This is a genomic window from Streptomyces sp. NPDC001904 (assembly GCF_040297005.1).
In the GTDB taxonomy this organism is placed as follows: Bacteria; Actinomycetota; Actinomycetes; order Streptomycetales; family Streptomycetaceae; genus Streptomyces.
On sequence record NZ_JBEOYI010000016.1, the window covers coordinates 140,785 to 157,421 of the forward strand.

The following is a 16,637-nucleotide window of genomic DNA, read 5'->3' on the forward strand; positions in this document are numbered from 1 at the left end:
CCAGGGGAAGGCTGCGCGCAGCGCATGCCTTCAGGGGCGCGGGGAACTGCGCGACCAGCCACGACGGTGGTGCGCTCGCCCACCGGCCGGACCTCTAACGGCGCTTGGGCGCGGCCTGGGCCTTGGCGGGCGCCGGAGCCGGCTTCGGGGGCCACATCTGCGGGACCCCGCCCTCGGGCGGCGAGCCCAGCGCGTCCAGGGCCTCCTGAGCCTCGGGCCCGTACAACGGCGAGAACCCGGGATTGATGCGCAGCGCCTCCCCGAGATGCCGCCGAGCCGCCCCGTACAACCCCAACTCCCGCTCCACGGCCCCGAGATGGTACGAGTACGAGGCGTTGCGCACCGTCCCGCCCTTCTGCCGGTCGGTGGCCCGCCGCAAGAACCAGTGGGCGGCATCCTCGTCCCCGGCCCGGTGATAGGCCCACCCGAGCGCGTCCGCGACAGCGATCCCCGGCGCCCGCGACCACTCCGCCCGCAGCCGCGCCACGGCCGCCTCCGGATCCCCGTGATCGGCCTCGAACCGCCCGAGCACCAGCGCGTCGTCCACCCCGTGCGCCCGCTGCGCGGCGGCCCGCGCCCGCAGCACCCCGTACTGCGCGTCCGCGGCCCGCTCGTCACCCAGCGACTCGTACAACTCGCCCAGCTCCAGCGCGTACCCCGGCTCGGGCTGCTTCGCCAGCGCGAGCCGATACGCCTTCACCGCCTCCGCCGTACGCCCCAGCGAGGCCAGCGCCCGCGCCCGCCCGGCCAGCGCGGCGTGCGCGGACGGATCGGCGGCGAGCGCCGCGTCCTGGTGCCGCAGCGCGTCGGCCGGCTCTCCGCGGTCCCAGGCGAGGTCACCGCCCCGCTGCAACAGCGCGGCCCGCTCCGCCGGGGTACCGGCCCGCGCCGACGCGTCCGCCAGCACCGCGGCGGCGTCCTCCCGCCAGCCCCGGTCCCCGTACACGGCCGCCGTGCGCAGCGTCACCGCGGTGCCGGCGCCCGAGGACAGCCCGGTCAGCTTCTCCAGGGTGCGGTCCGCCGCCTTGTAGTCACCCGTCCCGCGATAGCCGTCGACCAGCGAGACGTACGACGCCCAGCGCTTCGGCGCCAGCTTCACCGCGGCCTCGCCGTACTCCCGGGCGCCGCGCCAGTCGCCCCGGGCGGCAGCGAGGGCGGCGAGCCCGTCGAGCGCCTCGACGTTCCCCTTCGGCCGCGCCGCGAGCGAACTGCGCAGCGCCCGCTCGGCCCTGGGGAAGTCGTCCGTCCGCGCGGTCCGCGCCCCCCGCTCGACGTAGGCGGCCCCGAGCGCCGCCCACGACACACCGTCCCGCGGCTGGACGCGCACCCGCGCCTCGCGCTCCCCGATCAGCGCGGTCAGGTCCGGCAGCGCGGCCGGCGCCCCGACGGCCGCCGCGATCACCGCCCGACCCGCGGGACCGGGCAGCGGCGCGGGCCGCTGCTCCTCCTCCGGCAGCAGCACCAGCACGCCGCCGAGCACGGCGCACCCGGTGACGGCGGCGACGACCGCGCGCCGCACGGCGGGGGAGCGGCGGCGTGGGGCGGCGACGGGCTCCGGCACGGGCGCCACGGCCTGCGCGGAGGTCTGGACGTCCTCGGCGTTCTCGGCGATCTCCATGGCGCATACTGTGCGTCAATACGAAGAGCACACGGTGGAGGCCACAGACGGGTTCACACCGATGGCCCCGAGTGCGAGGCTGTGATCATGAGCCGCACCCTCATCGAACTGCTCGGCGACGGGCTGCCCGCCGAGGCGATCCTCACCGACCCCGACGTCACCGCCTCCTACGCGCACGACATGGCGAGTTTCTGCGACGCCGGCGCCCCGGCCGCCGTCGTCCTGCCCCGCACGGTCGAACAGGTCCAGCACGTCATGCGCACGGCCACCGCGCTGCGCGTCCCGGTCGTCCCGCAGGGCGCCCGTACGGGCCTGTCCGGCGCGGCCAACGCCAGCGACGGCTGCGTCGTGCTCTCCCTCACCAAGATGGACCGCATCCTGGAGATCAGCCCGGTCGACCGGATCGCGGTCGTCGAGCCGGGCGTCATCAACGCGACGCTCTCCCGCGCGGTCAACGAGCACGGGCTGTACTACCCGCCGGACCCGTCGAGTTGGGAGATGTGCACCATCGGCGGGAACATCGGCACGGCGTCGGGCGGCCTGTGCTGCGTGAAGTACGGGGTCACGGCGGAGTACGTGCTCGGACTCGACGTCGTCCTCGCCGACGGCCGCCTGCTGTCCACCGGGCGGCGCACCGCCAAGGGCGTCGCGGGCTACGACCTCACCCGCCTCTTCGTCGGCTCCGAGGGCAGCCTCGGCATCGTGGTGAAGGCGACGCTGGCGCTCAAGCCGCAGCCGCCCCAACAGCTGGTCCTCGCGGCCGAGTTCGCCTCCGCCGCGGCCGCCTGCGACGCCGTCTGCCGGATCATGGAGGGCGGCCACGTCCCGTCACTCCTCGAACTCATGGACCGCACGACGGTCAAGGCCGTCAACGACATGGCCCACATGGGGCTCCCGGAGACCACCGAGGCCCTGCTCCTGGCCGCCTTCGACACCCCGGACCCGGCCGCCGACCTCGCCGCCGTCGGCGCCCTGTGCGAGGCCGCGGGCGCCACCCAGGTCGTGCCCGCCGAGGACGCCGCCGAGTCCGAACTCCTGCTCCAGGCGCGGCGCCTCTCCCTCACCGCCCTCGAAGCGGTCAAGGGCACGACGATGATCGACGACGTGTGCGTGCCGCGCTCGAAGCTCGGCGAACTCCTCGAAGGCGTCGAGCGGATCGCCGAGAAGTACGCGCTGACCATCGGCGTCTGCGCCCACGCGGGCGACGGCAACACGCACCCCACCGTCTGCTTCGACGCGCAGGACGCGGACGAGGGCCGGCGGGCCCGCGAGTCCTTCGACGAGATCATGGCGCTCGGCCTGGAACTCGGCGGCACCATCACCGGGGAGCACGGCGTCGGCGTCCTGAAGAAGGAGTGGCTGGCCCGCGAGCTCGGCCCGGTCGGCGTCGAGGTGCAGCAGGCGGTGAAGGCGGCCTTCGACCCGCTCGGCCTGCTCAACCCCGGCAAGCTGTTCTGATCACCTCGCCGAGCACCGTCCCTCACTGGCCGTCCGACTCGTCCGACCCCCACGGGTCGCGCAGGTAGAGATCGTCGGCCGGGGTGGGCGTGAGCAGCTCGGCGAGGCCGGCGTCGATGCCGAGCCGCTCGGCCTCAGAACCCGGGGGAACCGCCCGCAGCGTGCGCTCCAGCCAGGCCGAGATCTGCGCGGTCGGCGCCTCCAGCAACGCGTCGCCGTCCGGCGAGGTCAACGCCATCAGCACGACACTGCGCCCGTCCACCTTCGTCGGCCACACCCGCACGTCCCCGTGCCCGCACGGCCGGAACACCCCCTCCACCAGCAGCTCGCGCGCGAACGTCCAGTTGACCGGGTGGTCGGACCCGACGTGGAAGGTGATGTGCACGGCGTAGGGGTCGTTCGTCCGGTACGTCAGCCGGGCCGGGACGGGGATGCTTCGCTCGGGCGACAACACCAGCTTCAGCTCTAGTTCGCGTTCCACCACGGAGTGCATGTCGTGCGCTTCCTCTCGCCTTGTGCGGGTCCACGAGCGGGCCCGTACAAGTGAGAGGCCGATGTGGCCGCGGCATTACGCGAGTTCGCCGAAGTTTTTTTCCGGGCCCCGCGAATGCCCGGAAAGTGGTCCGTAACGGCGGAGCGGCACGGGCGGGCGCGGCGGTCTGATAGACGTAGAGGCCACAACAAGACCCCCGAGCAGATACGGGACGACGGACATGAGCGCCCCAACCCCGGCCCCCGGTGACGACAGGCCCCGCGAAGGCTACTACCCCGACCCGTCCATTCCCGGATATGTCCGGTACTGGAACGGCGCCGCCTGGGTCCCCGGCACCAGCCGCCCCGCGCCGTCCGACGGCGAACAGCTGCCGGCTCCGCAGGGCGCCACCGCCCAACCCGGGCCCGTGGTCCAGCCGTCCGCCCCCACCGCCGAGGAGACGGGCCCGGTCTTCCTCGACGAGGAGCCCTCCGTCCGTACGGAGACCGGACCCGAGACCGGCGCCGTCAACAGCGTCGAGGCCCCCGTCCCGCCCGAACCCGCCTCCGTCTGGCAGGCCGACGCCTCCCGGCAGACCGGCTTCGGCGGCGAGCAGGACCGCCGGGTCTCCTGGGGCTCGTCCGACGGTGCGTCAGCAGCCCCCGAAGCGGCCGCCGACGATGCGCAGGAGCGTCCCGACAGCACCGTCTCGATCCGCGCCGTGCGGCCCGGCGCGGCGGCTCCCGTCCGCACCGAGGGCACCATGGCGATCCGGGCCCTGCCCAAGCAGCAGGCGACCCCGGCCCCGGCTCCGACCCCGACTCCCGCCCCGGCGCCCGCCCAGCCGCAGCAGCCGCAGCCGCCGTCCGGTTACGGGTACCCGCCCCAGCAGCAACAGCAGGCGCCCCTGCCCACTCCCGTCACCCAGGGGCCCGGCGGCGGGCAGCCCTCCTGGGCGCAGCAGGTGCACCAGCTCGCGGCGCCTGCGCCGGCGGCGCCGGAGAGCGGTGGTCCCGTCACACCGTTCAAGCCCGTGGCCACCGATCCGTTCCTCGCCGCCGCGCAGGCCCAGGCGAGTGCGCGGCCCGCGGGGCTCGGCAAGCGGTTCGTCGCGCGGCTCATCGACTCGGTGGTCCTCGGCGCGGTCACCGCGGTCGCCGCCGTGCCGCTGGGGACCCGGGCGATCGACCACATCGACGGCAAGATCGACGCCGCCAAGGCCTCCGGCCGGCAGGTCACCGTCTGGCTGATCGACGGCACCACCGGCGTCTATCTGGGCATCGTCCTCGGTGTCCTGCTGGTCTTCGGTGTGCTCTACGAGGCGTTGCCGACCGCCAAATGGGGGCGCACGCTCGGCAAGAAGCTGCTGGGGCTCTCCGTCCGGGACATCGAGGAGCACAGCTCCCCGACCTTCGGCGCCGCCCTCAAGCGCTGGCTCGCCTACAGCGTGCCCGGTGTCCTGGTGATCGGCGTCCTCGGCGTTCTCTGGGGCGCCTTCGACCGTCCCTGGCGCCAGTGCCTCCACGACAAGGCGGCCCGCACCTTCGTCGCCGACTAGCCCTGCCGGGTGGGACCGGGCCACTCGGCTCCCCGCGCCCCTTTTGGGTCGCTCGTTCGCCTGCGGCCCGGTGGCCGCTTCTCGCGCAGTTCCCCGCGCCCCTGAGATGCGCACTGCGTGCGCCATCTCATCAGCAGAAGCGCGCCCCTCTCGAAGGGGAGGCGGCGCGCAGCGCCTGCCTCAGGGGCGCGGGGAACTGCGCGAGCAACCACGACGAGAGCCGCGCGTGGTGGACGGCCCAGGGGCGCGGGGAACTGCGCGAGAAGCGGCCACCGGGCCGCAGCCGAGAGGCAACCGGGGAACCCCGCGAGCGGTCGCGCCGGGGACGAGGCCGGAATCCGTCGGCCGGGTCATCCGGACGGCGGCCCGCCGGATGCGTCCGCGCCGGGATCGCGGTCCACTCGGGCCATGAGTACCGAACCGCCGGACGACGACCCGTTCCGCAAGCCTCCGCCGACGAACCAGGGTGGCGGCTCGCCGTACGACAACCCGCAGGGCCCGCAGGGCCAGAACCCCTACGACAACGCCGCCCAGCCCCCGCCCCCGTACAGCGGCGCCCCGTACGGCGACACTCCGTACGGAGCAGGCGGCCCGGGCGCCGGAGGCGACCCCCTCGCCGGCATGCCCCCTCTCGCCGAGAGCGGCCGCCGCGTCCTCGCCCGGATCATCGACATGGTGCTGATCGGCATCATCGTCGGCCTGCTGTCCTGGGCGTTCGACATCACCAGCTTCAGCACCGACACCGATGACATCAACGCGGGCAAGCAGGCCGGCTCGTCGATCCTGACGGCCGTCCTCTACATCGCGTACGACGTCATCCTGATGTCGAGGACCGGCCAGACGCTCGGCAAGCGGCTGATGAAGCTGCGCGTGGCGAACCTCGACAACGGCGCGACGCCGAGCGTCCAGACCAACCTGGTCCGGGCGCTGGTGCTGTGGGTCCCGTTCGCCTTCTGCTGCGCCTGCATCTGGACGGCCATCTGCGGCGGCTGGAGCTTCTTCGACAAGCCCTACAAGCAGGGCCTGCACGACAAGGCGGCCAAGACCGTGGTGGTCAGCAGCGGCTGATCGCGCGGTGGTGACGTCAGACGGCGGGTCCGTGCCTCACGGGCCCGCCGTCTCGTGCACCGGCTCCCGCTCGCGCGCCGCCGCCTCCGGCGCATCGACGGACTCCGGCGCGGGCGTCCGCTTCGGCTTGGGCACGCTCAGCGCCACGAACAGCCCCAGGATGACCGCCGACATGGCGATCACACCGACGCCCGGCCCCGAACTGGTCTGCGACAGCAGCAGCATGGCGAGCGTGGAGAGTACGACGGTGGCCGAACCGTAGGCGAGCTGTGCGACAGTCGGTCGAGGCATGGCGATGTCCGTCCTCGTGACAGCGGGGGAGCGGGGCGGGGCGTCCGGGGCTCGTGGCCCACCGTGCTCCCACCTTAATCCGACCTTTGCCCGACCGGAACGACCAGTAAGCGTCACCTTACCCACGGTGCAGGTGCATGGGGGGCGCACGGAGTCATTCAGTCCACCAAGTGGACGTTCGAACGCGCCCGTTGTACTGGCATTCCCGTCCGGATACCGGACCGGTCGCGCTACATAATGCAACGCACATGTCACAGTCAAGGTCTGTTAATTCTTTCCTACCTCCGGTCAAATGGCGTCACTTGTCATGCGTGGCTTTGCGCCACGGAGGAGGGAACACCCAAGTGACCACGAAGAGACGGGCGTTGAGATCCGCCGCCGTGCTCGTGACCCTGGCCGCCACCGCGGCCGCCGGCTCCGTCGCGGCGACCACCGCGCAGGCCGACAGTCCGGCCGCACCGCCGAGCGGCTCGCACGGCGACAGCTACCAGGGCAAGGGCCATGTCATCGACGGCCCGTTCAGCCGGCAGCAGGCCGAGCAGCGACAGACCGCCCTGGAGCAGGTGATCAAGGGCAGTTCGAAGGTCCAGGAGAAGAACGGCTCGAAGGTCGTCAAGCTCGGCAAGGACAAGTACGTCGAGCTGGGCCGTGAGCGCACCGACCAGATCTTCACGATCCTGGTCGAGTTCGGCGACAAGGTCGACAGCAAGTACGGCGGCGACACCGGCCCGCTGCACAACGAGATAGCCGCGCCGGACCGCAGCAAGGACAACAGCACGGCCTGGCAGTCGGACTACAACCGCGACCACTTCCAGGACCTGTACTTCGGCTCGGGCAAGGGCGTCGACTCCCTCAAGACGTACTACGAGAAGACCTCGTCGGGCCGCTACTCGGTCGACGGTGAGGTCTCCGACTGGGTCAAGGTCGACTACAACGAGGCCCGGTACGGCTCCAACTACTGCGGCGCGTCCAACTGCCCGACCGTCGAGGACCTGGTCCGCGACGGCGTGAACGCCTGGGTCGCGCAGCAGAAGGCGGCGGGCAAGTCGGACGCCGACATCAAGGCCGACCTCGCCAAGTACGACCAGTGGGACCGCACGGACCACGACAACGACGGCAACTTCAACGAGCCCGACGGCTACATCGATCACTTCCAGATCGTGCACGCCGGCGAGGACGAGTCCGCGGGCGGCGGCGTCCAGGGCGAGGACGCCCTGTGGGCGCACCGCGGTTACGCCTACAGCCGCGACGACGGCGACACCGGCCCCACCGGCTTCAAGGCGGGCGGCACCCCGGTCGGCGACACCGGCATCTGGGTCGGCGACTACACGATGCAGCCGGAGAACGGCGGCCTCGGCGTCTTCGCCCACGAGTACGGCCACGACCTGGGCCTGCCCGACCTGTACGACACCACGTACATCGGCGAGAACTCGGTCGGCTTCTGGTCGCTGATGTCGGCCGGTTCCTGGCTCGGCACCGGCAAGGAAGCCATCGGTGACATGCCGGGCGACATGACCGCCTGGGACAAGCTGCAGCTGGGCTGGCTCAACTACGACAAGGCCAAGGCCGCCACCAACTCGGTGCACAAGCTGGGTGTTTCGGAGTACAACACCAAGCTGAAGCAGGCGCTGGTCGTCGAACTGCCCAAGAAGAACGTCACCACGAACATCGTGCAGCCCGCGCAGGGCAGCAAGCAGTGGTGGTCGGACTACGGCGACGACCTCGACAACACCCTGTCGCGCACGGTCGATCTGACCGGCAAGAAGTCCGGCTCGCTCGAACTCGACGGCTGGTACGACATCGAGAAGGACTACGACTACCTGTACACGCAGGTGTCCACCGACTCGGGCGCCAGCTGGAAGACGATCGACGGCACCGCCGACGGCCAGGCCATCCCGCGCGACGGCGGCGACAAGCCTGCCCTGACCGGCACCAACGGCAAGTTCCAGCACCTGGTCTTCCCGCTGGACGCCTACGCCGGCCAGAAGATCGACGTCCGCTTCCGCTACAAGACCGACGGCGGCGTGGCCCAGATGGGCTTCGCGTTCGACAACCTCGCGGTCAAGGCCGACGGCGCGACCCTGTTCGCCGACGACGCCGAGTCCGAGCAGGCCGGCTGGACCAGCCACGGCTTCTCCCGCGTCGGCGCCTCGATCAGCGGCGACTTCCCGCAGTTCTACATCGCCGAGAACCGCCAGTACGAGTCGTACGACAAGACCCTCAAGGTCGGCCCGTACAACTTCGGTTGGCGTGACGGCGGCGCGAAGCAGAACTGGGTCGAGCACTACCAGTACCGTCCCGGACTGGTCATCTGGCAGTGGGACACCTCGCAGCGCAACAACAACGTCGGCCAGCACCCGGGCCAGGGCCTGATCCTGCCGATCGACGCGCACGCGAAGCCGATGAAGTGGGCCGACGGCAAGCTGATCTCCAACAAGATCACCCCGTACGACGCCGCCTTCGGCTGGTACCCCGTCCCGGGCATGACCCTGCACAAGCTGGGCGTCGCGACCAAGATCAAGGCGCAGCTCGGCAACCCGGTCTTCGACGACCGCAAGGGCACCTACTGGTACGCGGAGAACCCGAACGGAAGTGTCAAGACAACTGACACCAACACCCGGATCTCTGTCCTGAACCAGCCCCTGGACGGTTCCTCGATCACGGTCAAGGTGGGCCCCTCCACCCGGTGATCTTGTAAAACCGCAGGTCAAAGACGTATCGGCCGCGACTTTTCTAGCGAGGGCTAGCGGGTCGCGGCCGATCGTGTTTAGGTGCGTCCTGTGAGTTCCTTATTGACACGACGTCTCACGGGGGTGTGACAGGTATGTCCGCAGGAGGGTTCTGCAAGCTGCCCGGCGGCAGCGTGGTGGTGGCGCTGACGCTGCCCGCGCCCGCACCTGGAGAGGGCGCCGTACGGGTTCTGGTCCATGCCGTGAACCGCGCCCGCGCCCTGACCCGCCTGCGCAATCTGGGCCTGCGCGCCGTCTACCTGCGAGGCAACCAGCACCCGCCGACCCCGGACGAGATCACCGCGGTCCTCCACCACCCCGACGGCCTGGTCTGGCGCGAGGCCCCGGACCCGACGGAGGCGGCCCTGTGGAGACCGATACGCACCCTGATGAGCGCACCCCAATCAAGCCCCTCCGGCGCTTGAGGAGCGGGGTCCGGGGCGGAGCCCCGCGACCTAAGCCACGACAGGCTTACCCGTGAGCTCGACCCCGGCATCCTTCATCTCGGCCAGGGCGGCCTCGGTCGTAGCGGCAGCGACCCCCGCGGTGAGATCGAGCAGCACCTGCGTACGGAACCCCTCACGCGCGGCGTCCAGCGCGGTGGCCCGCACACAGTGATCGGTGGCGATCCCGACCACGTCCACCTCGGAGATCTCCCGGCGCCGCAGCCACTCCGCCAGCGGCACCCCGTTCTCGTCGGCGCCCTCGAACCCGCTGTACGCCGCCGCGTACGCCCCCTTGGAGAAGACCGCGTCGATCGCCCCGGAGGCGATCACCGGCGCGAAGTTCGGGTGGAACCCCACGCCCTCGGTCCCGGCGACGCAGTGCGCGGGCCACGAGTGCCGGTAGTCCGGGGTGTCCGCGAAGTGGTTCCCGGGCGCGATGTGGTGATCACGGGTGGCGACGACGTGCTGGTAGCCACCGCCGCCGGCCTGCCCGATGAGATCGGTGATCGCGGCAGCGACATCGGCACCTCCCGTCACCGCGAGGCTGCCGCCCTCGCAGAAGTCGTTCTGCACGTCTACGACGATCAAGGCGCGGCGCATGGGCGGTTTCCTTAGCGAGATCAGCGAGATGACACGACGGTGAGGCTACGAGCGTAGAAGGTTCAAGTGGCTTGCGGGAGAGGGCAATTGGGGCGCACGGACACCGGTGTGCGCAGGTGCCTAGAGGTACTCCGTCGGGATCACGGCCTCGCCCCGCGAGAGCTGCGTCGCCGACAGCGGCAGTCCGTCGCGCACGGCGATGTGCCGCTCGCGCACCGTGTCCAGCGGCTCCCGGGCCACCACCTCGCCGCCCCTGACCAGCTCGACCAGCAGCTGCCGGTCGGCCAGCTCGGCCGGTACGGGCCCGGTGCCCAGCACCTCGGCCTCCGCGACCCCGCTCCGGTCGAGGCGGCGCGCGGCCCACTTGCGCCCGCCGACGGACGTCTTGCCGCCCGCCGACTTCTTCGCGACCGCCGTCAGCGGCGCGTCGGGATCGGCGGACTCGGCGCGAGCCACCAGCTTGTAGACCATGGAGCAGGTCGGGTGCCCCGAGCCGGTCACCAGCTGGGTGCCGACGCCGTACGCGTCCACGGGCGCGGCCGCGAGCGAGGCGATGGCGTACTCGTCGAGGTCGGAGGTGACCACGATCTTGGTGTCCTTGGCGCCGAGGTCGTCGAGCTGCTCGCGCACCCGGTGCGCGACGAGCAGCAGGTCGCCGGAGTCGATCCGGACGGCGCCCAGCTTCGGACCCGCGATCTCGACGGCCGTCTTCACGGCCTCCTGGACGTCGTAGGTGTCCACGAGCAGCGTCGTGCCCTCGCCGAGCGAGTCGATCTGGGCCCGGAAGGCGTCCCGCTCGGAGTCGTGCAGCAGGGTGAACGCGTGTGCGCTCGTGCCGACCGTCGGGATCCCGTACCGGAACCCGGCGGCGAGGTCCGAGGTCGTCGCGAAACCGCCCACGTAGGCGGCGCGCGAGGCGGCGACGGCGGCCAGCTCGTGGGTGCGCCGGGCGCCCATCTCGATCAGCGGCCGGTCCCCGGCGGCCGAGGACATCCGGGAGGCGGCCGCGGCGATCGCCGAGTCGTGGTTGAGGATCGAGAGGATCACCGTCTCCAGCAGCACGCACTCGGCGAAGGAGCCCTCGACGCGCAGGACGGGGGAGCCGGGGAAGTAGACCTCGCCCTCGGGGTAGCCCCAGATGTCGCCGGAGAAGCGGTAGTCCGCGAGCCAGGCGAGGGTCGGCTCGTCCACCACGTTCCGCTCGCGCAGGAAGGTGAGGACGCCCGCGTCGAACCGGAAGTTCTCCACGGCGTCCAGGACACGTCCGGTGCCCGCGACGACGCCGTAGCGGCGGCCCTCGGGCAGCCGGCGGGTGAAGACCTCGAAGACCGAACGCCGGTCGGCCGTGCCCCCGTGGAGGGCCGCCTGCAGCATGGTCAGCTCGTAGTGGTCGGTGAAGAGCGCTGTCGACGGAACATCCACCGGCAGGCCAAGGTCCGCTGTGTTCATGACGATGATGCTACCCCGAATTAGCGTCAAGGTGACGATTTCTGGGTCCGTTTGTGCGATGGACCCCTCCTGGTGGCAGCATGGGCCGTGTGACGGCTCCAGCACCCCTTGAGATCGAAAGCCCCGAGACGACGGAGGATCTCTCCGTGGTCCCCGAGCCGGACGTCCCCTGGATCACGCTCGTCCACAACGATCCGGTCAACCTCATGAGCTACGTGACGTATGTCTTCCAGACGTACTTCGGGTACTCCAAGGACAAGGCCACCAAGCTGATGCTGGACGTCCATCAGAAGGGGCGCGCGGTCGTCTCCTCCGGCAGCCGCGAGGAGATGGAGCGGGACGTCCAGGCCATGCACGGCTATGGCCTGTGGGCCACGCTGCAACAGGATCGGAAGTAAATGCCCGGGCACTTCGAACCGGTCTCCGGCGGCGGCGCGGCCGTCGCCCTCGACGACGTCGAGATCTCCATCATCCGCTCGCTCGCCGTCCAGCTCCTGGAGCTGATCGGTCCCGGTCCCGGCGGCGAGGCGTCCGACGACCCGCTCGCCGAGCTGTTCGCCGAGGGCCCCAGCGAGCCGCCCGCCGACCCGGTCCTGCACCGCCTCTTCCCCGACGCGTACGGCGGCCCCGGCGCCCCCTCCGACCAGACCTCGCAGGCCGAACTCCAGGAGCACTCCTCGGAGTTCCGGCGCTTCACCGAGAACGACCTGCGGGCCGGGAAGCGCGACGACGCCCTCGCGGTGGTCCGCACCCTGGACACCCTCACCCCGGTCGGTGACGGCGGCGCCGTCCTGAAGCTCACCCCGGACGAGTCGGTCCGCTGGATGCGCGCGCTCAACGACCTGCGCCTGGCGATCGGCACCCGCCTCGACATCACCGACGAGGAGGACACCGACCTCCTCTACCGCCTCCCCGACGAGGACCCGCGCAAGCCGATGGTGATGGCGTACCTGTGGCTCGGCGGCCTCCAGGAAACGCTCGTCGAGACACTCCTCCCCTGATCCTCGTGTTCGCTCAGCGGACGCTCAAATCCGGATAACGATCAGGTCACCGCCCCTGCCTGCCTATGACGCGCCAGGGGCGGTTTGACCGCTTTTTCCTGTGCTGTACGCCACAGTCGACTGAGTCGATCACCGTGAACGCCGTGATAAATCTTCACGACCGCCCGGGGGACGCCACCCCTGTCCGCCGGGGGCGCCCTTACCGGCCCGACCCCGGTAGGCAACAGCTCCATCCATCCAGGGCCCCACGCCCGAAGGATCGTCACAGTCGATCCGAGCCCCCCACGGCACGGATCGGCATGGAGAAAGGCGCATCACCATGACCTCAGCGCAGGTCGAGCAGCACGGCAAGGACTCTGCCGGCAATGAGGCCGTGCGGGACGACGAGACGTCCCCCGAGTCCGGCGAGGGCTACCAGCGGGGCCTCGGCTCCCGCCAGATCCAGATGATCGCCATCGGCGGCGCCATCGGGACCGGCCTCTTCCTCGGCGCGGGCAAGGGCATCTCCAAGGCGGGCCCCAGCCTGATCCTCGCGTACGCCGTCGCGGGCATCGTCATCTTCTTCATCATGCGCGCGCTCGGCGAGCTCCTCATGTACCGCCCGGTCAGCGGCTCCTTCTCGGAGTACGCGCGCGAGTTCATCGGCCCCTTCGCGGGCTTCGTCACCGGCTGGACGTACTGGCTGTTCTGGGTCATCACCGGCATGACCGAGGTGACCGCCGCGGCCGTCTACATGACGTTCTGGTGGGACATCCCGCAATGGCTGTCCGCACTCGTCTTCACCGTCATCCTCTACGGCGCCAACCTGATCTCCGTGAAGCTCTTCGGCGAGCTGGAGTTCTGGTTCTCCACCGTCAAGGTCACCGCCATCATCGGCATGATCCTGATCTGCGCCGGCATCCTCACCATCGGCTTCTCCGACGCCGGTGACACCGCGTCCGTCTCGCACCTGTGGGACCTCGGCGGCTTCTTCGCCGGCGAGAACGGCATCGGCTCGACGCTGATGACCCTCCAGATGGTGATGTTCGCGTTCCTCGCGGTCGAGCTCGTCGGCGTCACCGCGGGCGAGGCCAAGGACGCCAAGACCGTCCTGCCGAAGGCCATCAACACCGTGCCGTGGCGCATCGCCGTCTTCTACGTCGGCGCCCTGATCATGATCCTCTCGGTCGTGCCGTGGACGTCCTTCAAGGCCGGCGAGAGCCCGTTCGTCCACGCCTTCGACGAGATGGGCCTGGGCATCGGCGCCGCCATCGTCAACTTCGTCGTGCTGACCGCCGCGCTGTCCTCCTGCAACTCGGGCATGTACTCCACCGGCCGCATGCTGCGCGACCTCGCGCAGAACGGCCAGGGCCCGCGGCTCTTCACGAAGCTGAGCAAGAACGGCCTGCCGGTGATCGGCACCACGTTCTCCGCCGCGATGATGCTGGTCGGCGTCTGGATCAACTACCAGTGGCCGGGCGAGGCGTTCAACTACGTCGTCTCCTTCGCCACCATCTCCGGCATGTGGGCCTGGATCGTCATCCTGATCTGCCAGATCCGCTACCGCCTCAAGTCCGACCGCGGCGAGCTGCCCAAGTCCTCGTTCCGCGCTCCGGGCGGCATCTGGGCGAGCGTCCTCTCGCTGGCGTTCATCGCGCTGGTCATCGTCACGATGGGCATGGACAAGGACAACCGGGTCGCCCTGTACGGCGCACCGGTCTGGGGCGCGATCCTCGCGGTCGCCTACCTGGTGCTCAAGGCGCGCAAGCCCGAGAGCGCCACGTTCGCGAAGCGCGGCTAGTCCCCGGGCGCGACCCGCGCCGACGGACGTCTCACCAGCCGGGCTGTCACGTATCGCACACCGATACGTGACAGCCCGGCTGCTTATGCTGACGGCATGCTGACAATCTCCCAGACGCTGTACGACCAGATCGTGGAACACAGCCGCAAGGACCACCCCGACGAGGCCTGCGGCGTCGTCGCCGGACCGGTCGGCGAAGGCCGCCCCGAGCGCTTCATCCCCATGCTCAACGCCGCCCGCTCGCCCACGTTCTACGAGTTCGACTCCACGGACCTGCTCAAGCTCTACCGCGAGATGGACGACCGCGACGAGGAGCCGGTGATCATCTACCACTCGCACACGGCGACCGAGGCCTACCCCTCCCGCACGGACATCTCCTACGCCAACGAGCCGGGCGCCCACTACGTCCTGGTCTCCACCGCGGACACCGACGAGGCGGGCCCCTTCCAGTTCCGCTCGTTCCGCATCGTTGACGGCACCGTGACCGAGGAAGAGGTCGAGGTCACCGCCTGATCCGGCCCGCTTCGCCCCTCGGTCTCGACCGGCGGACGCTTTTCGACCGCATCGTGAGATCACACTCCGGGATCCCGGGCGGGAATCGATACGATGAGCCCATGGTTTTCCACGACGTGAGCGAAAAGACGCCGGGCACCCTGCTCGTGGCGCGGCTGCACGTCGACCTGTGCCGCCTCGCCAGCGCCATCTGTCCGCGCTGAGCCGCACCGCCGTACGTCCGGACGCCCGCCTGTACGGAAGCGCCCACGCGCGCTCATCCACTCGACTTCCGACTCCTGACAGGAGCCCAGCATGGCCATCGAGGTCCGCATCCCGACCATCCTCCGCACCTACACCGACGGCGCCAAGGCCGTCGAGGCGAGCGGGGACACCCTTGCCCAGCTCTTCGCCGACCTGGACACCCGGCATGCGGGCATCGCCGACCGCATCGTGGACAACGGTCAGCTGCGCCGCTTCGTGAACGTGTACCTCAACGACGAGGACGTCCGCTTCCTCGACGGCATCGACACCAAGGTCGCCGACGGCGACAACGTCACCATCCTGCCGGCCGTGGCCGGCGGCATGCGCTGAGCGCGGGAACGAAGCAACCCATGCGCTACGACAGCCCGTTGGCCGCGGTCGGCAACACCCCCCTGGTGCGCCTGCCGCGGCTCAGCCCGTCCGACGACGTACGGATCTGGGCGAAGCTGGAAGACCGCAACCCGACCGGCTCGGTCAAGGACCGCCCCGCGCTCCACATGATCGAGCAGGCCGAGAAGGACGGCCGGATCAAGCCCGGGGACACCATCCTCGAACCCACCTCCGGCAACACCGGCATCTCGCTGGCGATGGCGGCCCGCCTCAAGGGCTACCGCATCGTCTGCGTCATGCCGGAGAACACCTCCCAGGAGCGGCGCGACCTGCTCGCCATGTGGGGCGCCGAGATCATCCCGTCGCCGGCCGCGGGCGGCTCCAACACCGCCGTCCGCATCGCCAAGGAACTGGCCGAGCAGCACCCCGAGTGGGTCATGCTCTACCAGTACGGCAACCCGGACAACGCGGGCGCCCACTACGCGACGACCGGCCCGGAGATCTACGCCGACCTCCCCTCCGTCACCCACTTCGTCGCCGGACTCGGCACCACCGGCACGCTCATGGGCGTCGGCCGCTACCTGCGCGAGCAGAAGCCGGACATCAAGATCGTCGCGGCCGAGCCGCGCTACGACGACCTGGTGTACGGCCTGCGGAACCTGGACGAGGGCTTCGTCCCCGAGCTGTACGACGCCTCCGTACTGACCACGCGCTTCTCGGTGGGGTCCGCCGACGCCGTGACGCGTACGCGGGAGCTGCTGCAGCAGGAGGGCATCTTCGCCGGGGTCTCCACCGGGGCCGCGCTGCACGCCGCGATCGGGGTCGGCAAGAAGGCCGTGAAGGCCGGCGAGCCGGCCGACATCGTGTTCGTCGTCGCCGACGGCGGCTGGAAGTACCTGTCGACCGGGGTCTACACGGCCGCGACGACGGAAGAGGCCATCGAGGTCCTCCACGGCCAGCTCTGGGCCTAACGTCTCGCCGACGGGTGCGGGCGTGTGGGGGCTGGTCGCGCAGTTCCCCGCGCCCCTGAAGCGAGCTCCGCTCGCTCAGGGGCAGGGGAAGGCGCGCGAAGCGCAGCCTT

17 protein-coding genes are annotated in these 16,637 nt (G+C 70.6%); 12 read left to right on the top strand and 5 right to left on the bottom strand.

Translation table 11 applies throughout. The features are described from left to right. Nucleotides 1-94: 94 nt before the first annotated feature. Nucleotides 95-1,618 (bottom strand): tetratricopeptide repeat protein, encoded by a 1,524-nt coding sequence (locus tag ABT127_RS24480; RefSeq protein WP_351453818.1) that lies wholly within the window; start codon nt 1,616-1,618, stop codon nt 95-97. 87 nt (nt 1,619-1,705) lie between these two features. Between ABT127_RS24480 and ABT127_RS24485 the strand changes: the two genes are divergently transcribed. Then, on the top strand, nt 1,706-3,076 hold the full coding sequence (locus tag ABT127_RS24485) for an FAD-binding oxidoreductase (protein ID WP_351453821.1): 1,371 nt from the start codon (nt 1,706-1,708) through the stop codon (nt 3,074-3,076). A gap of 22 nt (nt 3,077-3,098) precedes the next feature. Here the strand turns inward: ABT127_RS24485 and ABT127_RS24490 are convergent, their stop codons facing one another. Continuing rightward, nucleotides 3,099-3,569 carry an SsgA family sporulation/cell division regulator gene (locus tag ABT127_RS24490; RefSeq protein ID WP_351453824.1) on the bottom strand — a complete coding sequence of 157 codons (471 nt, stop codon included), beginning with the start codon at nt 3,567-3,569 and terminating at the stop codon, nt 3,099-3,101. A 220-nt stretch (nt 3,570-3,789) separates the two neighbouring features. On the opposite strand from ABT127_RS24490, the gene ABT127_RS24495 reads away from it, so the two are divergent. Both ABT127_RS24495 and ABT127_RS24500 read left to right on the top strand, forming a co-directional pair. Beyond that, nucleotides 3,790-5,106, top strand: a complete 1,317-nt coding sequence (locus tag ABT127_RS24495) for an RDD family protein (RefSeq protein ID WP_351453826.1) — start codon at nt 3,790-3,792, stop codon at nt 5,104-5,106. Between the two features lie 408 nt (nt 5,107-5,514). Continuing rightward, a complete protein-coding gene (locus ABT127_RS24500) occupies nt 5,515-6,174 on the top strand; it encodes an RDD family protein (protein WP_351453828.1) in 660 nt (219 codons plus the stop codon). Nucleotides 6,175-6,210: 36 nt separating this feature from the next. Here ABT127_RS24500 and ABT127_RS24505 read toward each other — a convergent pair whose 3' ends face one another. Further along, nucleotides 6,211-6,465 (bottom strand): hypothetical protein, encoded by a 255-nt coding sequence (locus ABT127_RS24505; protein ID WP_351453830.1) that lies wholly within the window; start codon nt 6,463-6,465, stop codon nt 6,211-6,213. Nucleotides 6,466-6,809: 344 nt separating this feature from the next. On the opposite strand from ABT127_RS24505, the gene ABT127_RS24510 reads away from it, so the two are divergent. Both ABT127_RS24510 and ABT127_RS24515 read left to right on the top strand, forming a co-directional pair. Beyond that, nucleotides 6,810-9,155, top strand: coding sequence for an immune inhibitor A domain-containing protein (locus ABT127_RS24510; RefSeq protein ID WP_351453832.1), 2,346 nt, complete (start codon nt 6,810-6,812; stop codon nt 9,153-9,155). Nucleotides 9,156-9,289: 134 nt separating this feature from the next. After that, entirely contained in the window at nt 9,290-9,619 is a 330-nt protein-coding gene (locus ABT127_RS24515) for a hypothetical protein (protein WP_351453835.1), read from the top strand. Between the two features lie 30 nt (nt 9,620-9,649). Here ABT127_RS24515 and ABT127_RS24520 read toward each other — a convergent pair whose 3' ends face one another. After that, nucleotides 9,650-10,240 carry an isochorismatase family protein gene (locus ABT127_RS24520; protein ID WP_351453838.1) on the bottom strand — a complete coding sequence of 197 codons (591 nt, stop codon included), beginning with the start codon at nt 10,238-10,240 and terminating at the stop codon, nt 9,650-9,652. A 120-nt stretch (nt 10,241-10,360) separates the two neighbouring features. Then, complete coding sequence (locus tag ABT127_RS24525) at nt 10,361-11,689, bottom strand: nicotinate phosphoribosyltransferase (RefSeq protein WP_351453841.1); 1,329 nt, start codon at nt 11,687-11,689, stop codon at nt 10,361-10,363. An 80-nt stretch (nt 11,690-11,769) separates the two neighbouring features. Here ABT127_RS24525 and clpS point away from each other — a divergent pair, with 80 nt between their 5' ends. From clpS to ABT127_RS24560, 7 genes are all read left to right on the top strand, one after another. After that, entirely contained in the window at nt 11,770-12,087 is a 318-nt protein-coding gene (clpS, locus tag ABT127_RS24530) for an ATP-dependent Clp protease adapter ClpS (RefSeq protein WP_351453844.1), read from the top strand. Next, nucleotides 12,088-12,690, top strand: coding sequence for a DUF2017 domain-containing protein (locus tag ABT127_RS24535; protein ID WP_351453846.1), 603 nt, complete (start codon nt 12,088-12,090; stop codon nt 12,688-12,690). Nucleotides 12,691-13,009: 319 nt separating this feature from the next. Further along, nucleotides 13,010-14,470, top strand: coding sequence for an amino acid permease (locus ABT127_RS24540; protein ID WP_351453848.1), 1,461 nt, complete (start codon nt 13,010-13,012; stop codon nt 14,468-14,470). Between the two features lie 96 nt (nt 14,471-14,566). Continuing rightward, nucleotides 14,567-14,983, top strand: coding sequence for a M67 family metallopeptidase (locus tag ABT127_RS24545; RefSeq protein WP_351453850.1), 417 nt, complete (start codon nt 14,567-14,569; stop codon nt 14,981-14,983). Nucleotides 14,984-15,084: 101 nt separating this feature from the next. Continuing rightward, on the top strand, nt 15,085-15,186 hold the full coding sequence (locus ABT127_RS24550) for a putative leader peptide (RefSeq protein ID WP_351453853.1): 102 nt from the start codon (nt 15,085-15,087) through the stop codon (nt 15,184-15,186). Between the two features lie 91 nt (nt 15,187-15,277). After that, the gene (locus ABT127_RS24555) at nt 15,278-15,556 is read left to right on the top strand and encodes a MoaD/ThiS family protein (protein ID WP_351453856.1); all 279 of its coding nucleotides are present in this window, start codon (nt 15,278-15,280) and stop codon (nt 15,554-15,556) included. A 20-nt stretch (nt 15,557-15,576) separates the two neighbouring features. Beyond that, the gene (locus ABT127_RS24560; RefSeq protein ID WP_351453859.1) at nt 15,577-16,527 is read left to right on the top strand and encodes a PLP-dependent cysteine synthase family protein; all 951 of its coding nucleotides are present in this window, start codon (nt 15,577-15,579) and stop codon (nt 16,525-16,527) included. Nucleotides 16,528-16,637 lie beyond the last annotated feature (110 nt).

Bases quoted from the DNA above. Each gene is read 5' to 3' on its own strand.
- ABT127_RS24480 (WP_351453818.1), bottom strand. From the start codon at position 1,618: ATGGAGATCGCCGAGAACGCCGAGGACGTCCAGACCTCCGCGCAGGCC.
- ABT127_RS24485 (WP_351453821.1), top strand. From the start codon at position 1,706: ATGAGCCGCACCCTCATCGAACTGCTCGGCGACGGGCTGCCCGCCGAG.
- ABT127_RS24490 (WP_351453824.1), bottom strand. From the start codon at position 3,569: ATGCACTCCGTGGTGGAACGCGAACTAGAGCTGAAGCTGGTGTTGTCG.
- ABT127_RS24495 (WP_351453826.1), top strand. From the start codon at position 3,790: ATGAGCGCCCCAACCCCGGCCCCCGGTGACGACAGGCCCCGCGAAGGC.
- ABT127_RS24500 (WP_351453828.1), top strand. From the start codon at position 5,515: ATGAGTACCGAACCGCCGGACGACGACCCGTTCCGCAAGCCTCCGCCG.
- ABT127_RS24505 (WP_351453830.1), bottom strand. From the start codon at position 6,465: ATGCCTCGACCGACTGTCGCACAGCTCGCCTACGGTTCGGCCACCGTC.
- ABT127_RS24515 (WP_351453835.1), top strand. From the start codon at position 9,290: ATGTCCGCAGGAGGGTTCTGCAAGCTGCCCGGCGGCAGCGTGGTGGTG.
- ABT127_RS24520 (WP_351453838.1), bottom strand. From the start codon at position 10,240: ATGCGCCGCGCCTTGATCGTCGTAGACGTGCAGAACGACTTCTGCGAG.
- ABT127_RS24525 (WP_351453841.1), bottom strand. From the start codon at position 11,689: ATGAACACAGCGGACCTTGGCCTGCCGGTGGATGTTCCGTCGACAGCG.
- clpS (WP_351453844.1), top strand. From the start codon at position 11,770: ATGGGCCGTGTGACGGCTCCAGCACCCCTTGAGATCGAAAGCCCCGAG.
- ABT127_RS24535 (WP_351453846.1), top strand. From the start codon at position 12,088: ATGCCCGGGCACTTCGAACCGGTCTCCGGCGGCGGCGCGGCCGTCGCC.
- ABT127_RS24540 (WP_351453848.1), top strand. From the start codon at position 13,010: ATGACCTCAGCGCAGGTCGAGCAGCACGGCAAGGACTCTGCCGGCAAT.
- ABT127_RS24545 (WP_351453850.1), top strand. From the start codon at position 14,567: ATGCTGACAATCTCCCAGACGCTGTACGACCAGATCGTGGAACACAGC.
- ABT127_RS24550 (WP_351453853.1), top strand. From the start codon at position 15,085: ATGGTTTTCCACGACGTGAGCGAAAAGACGCCGGGCACCCTGCTCGTG.
- ABT127_RS24555 (WP_351453856.1), top strand. From the start codon at position 15,278: ATGGCCATCGAGGTCCGCATCCCGACCATCCTCCGCACCTACACCGAC.
- ABT127_RS24560 (WP_351453859.1), top strand. From the start codon at position 15,577: ATGCGCTACGACAGCCCGTTGGCCGCGGTCGGCAACACCCCCCTGGTG.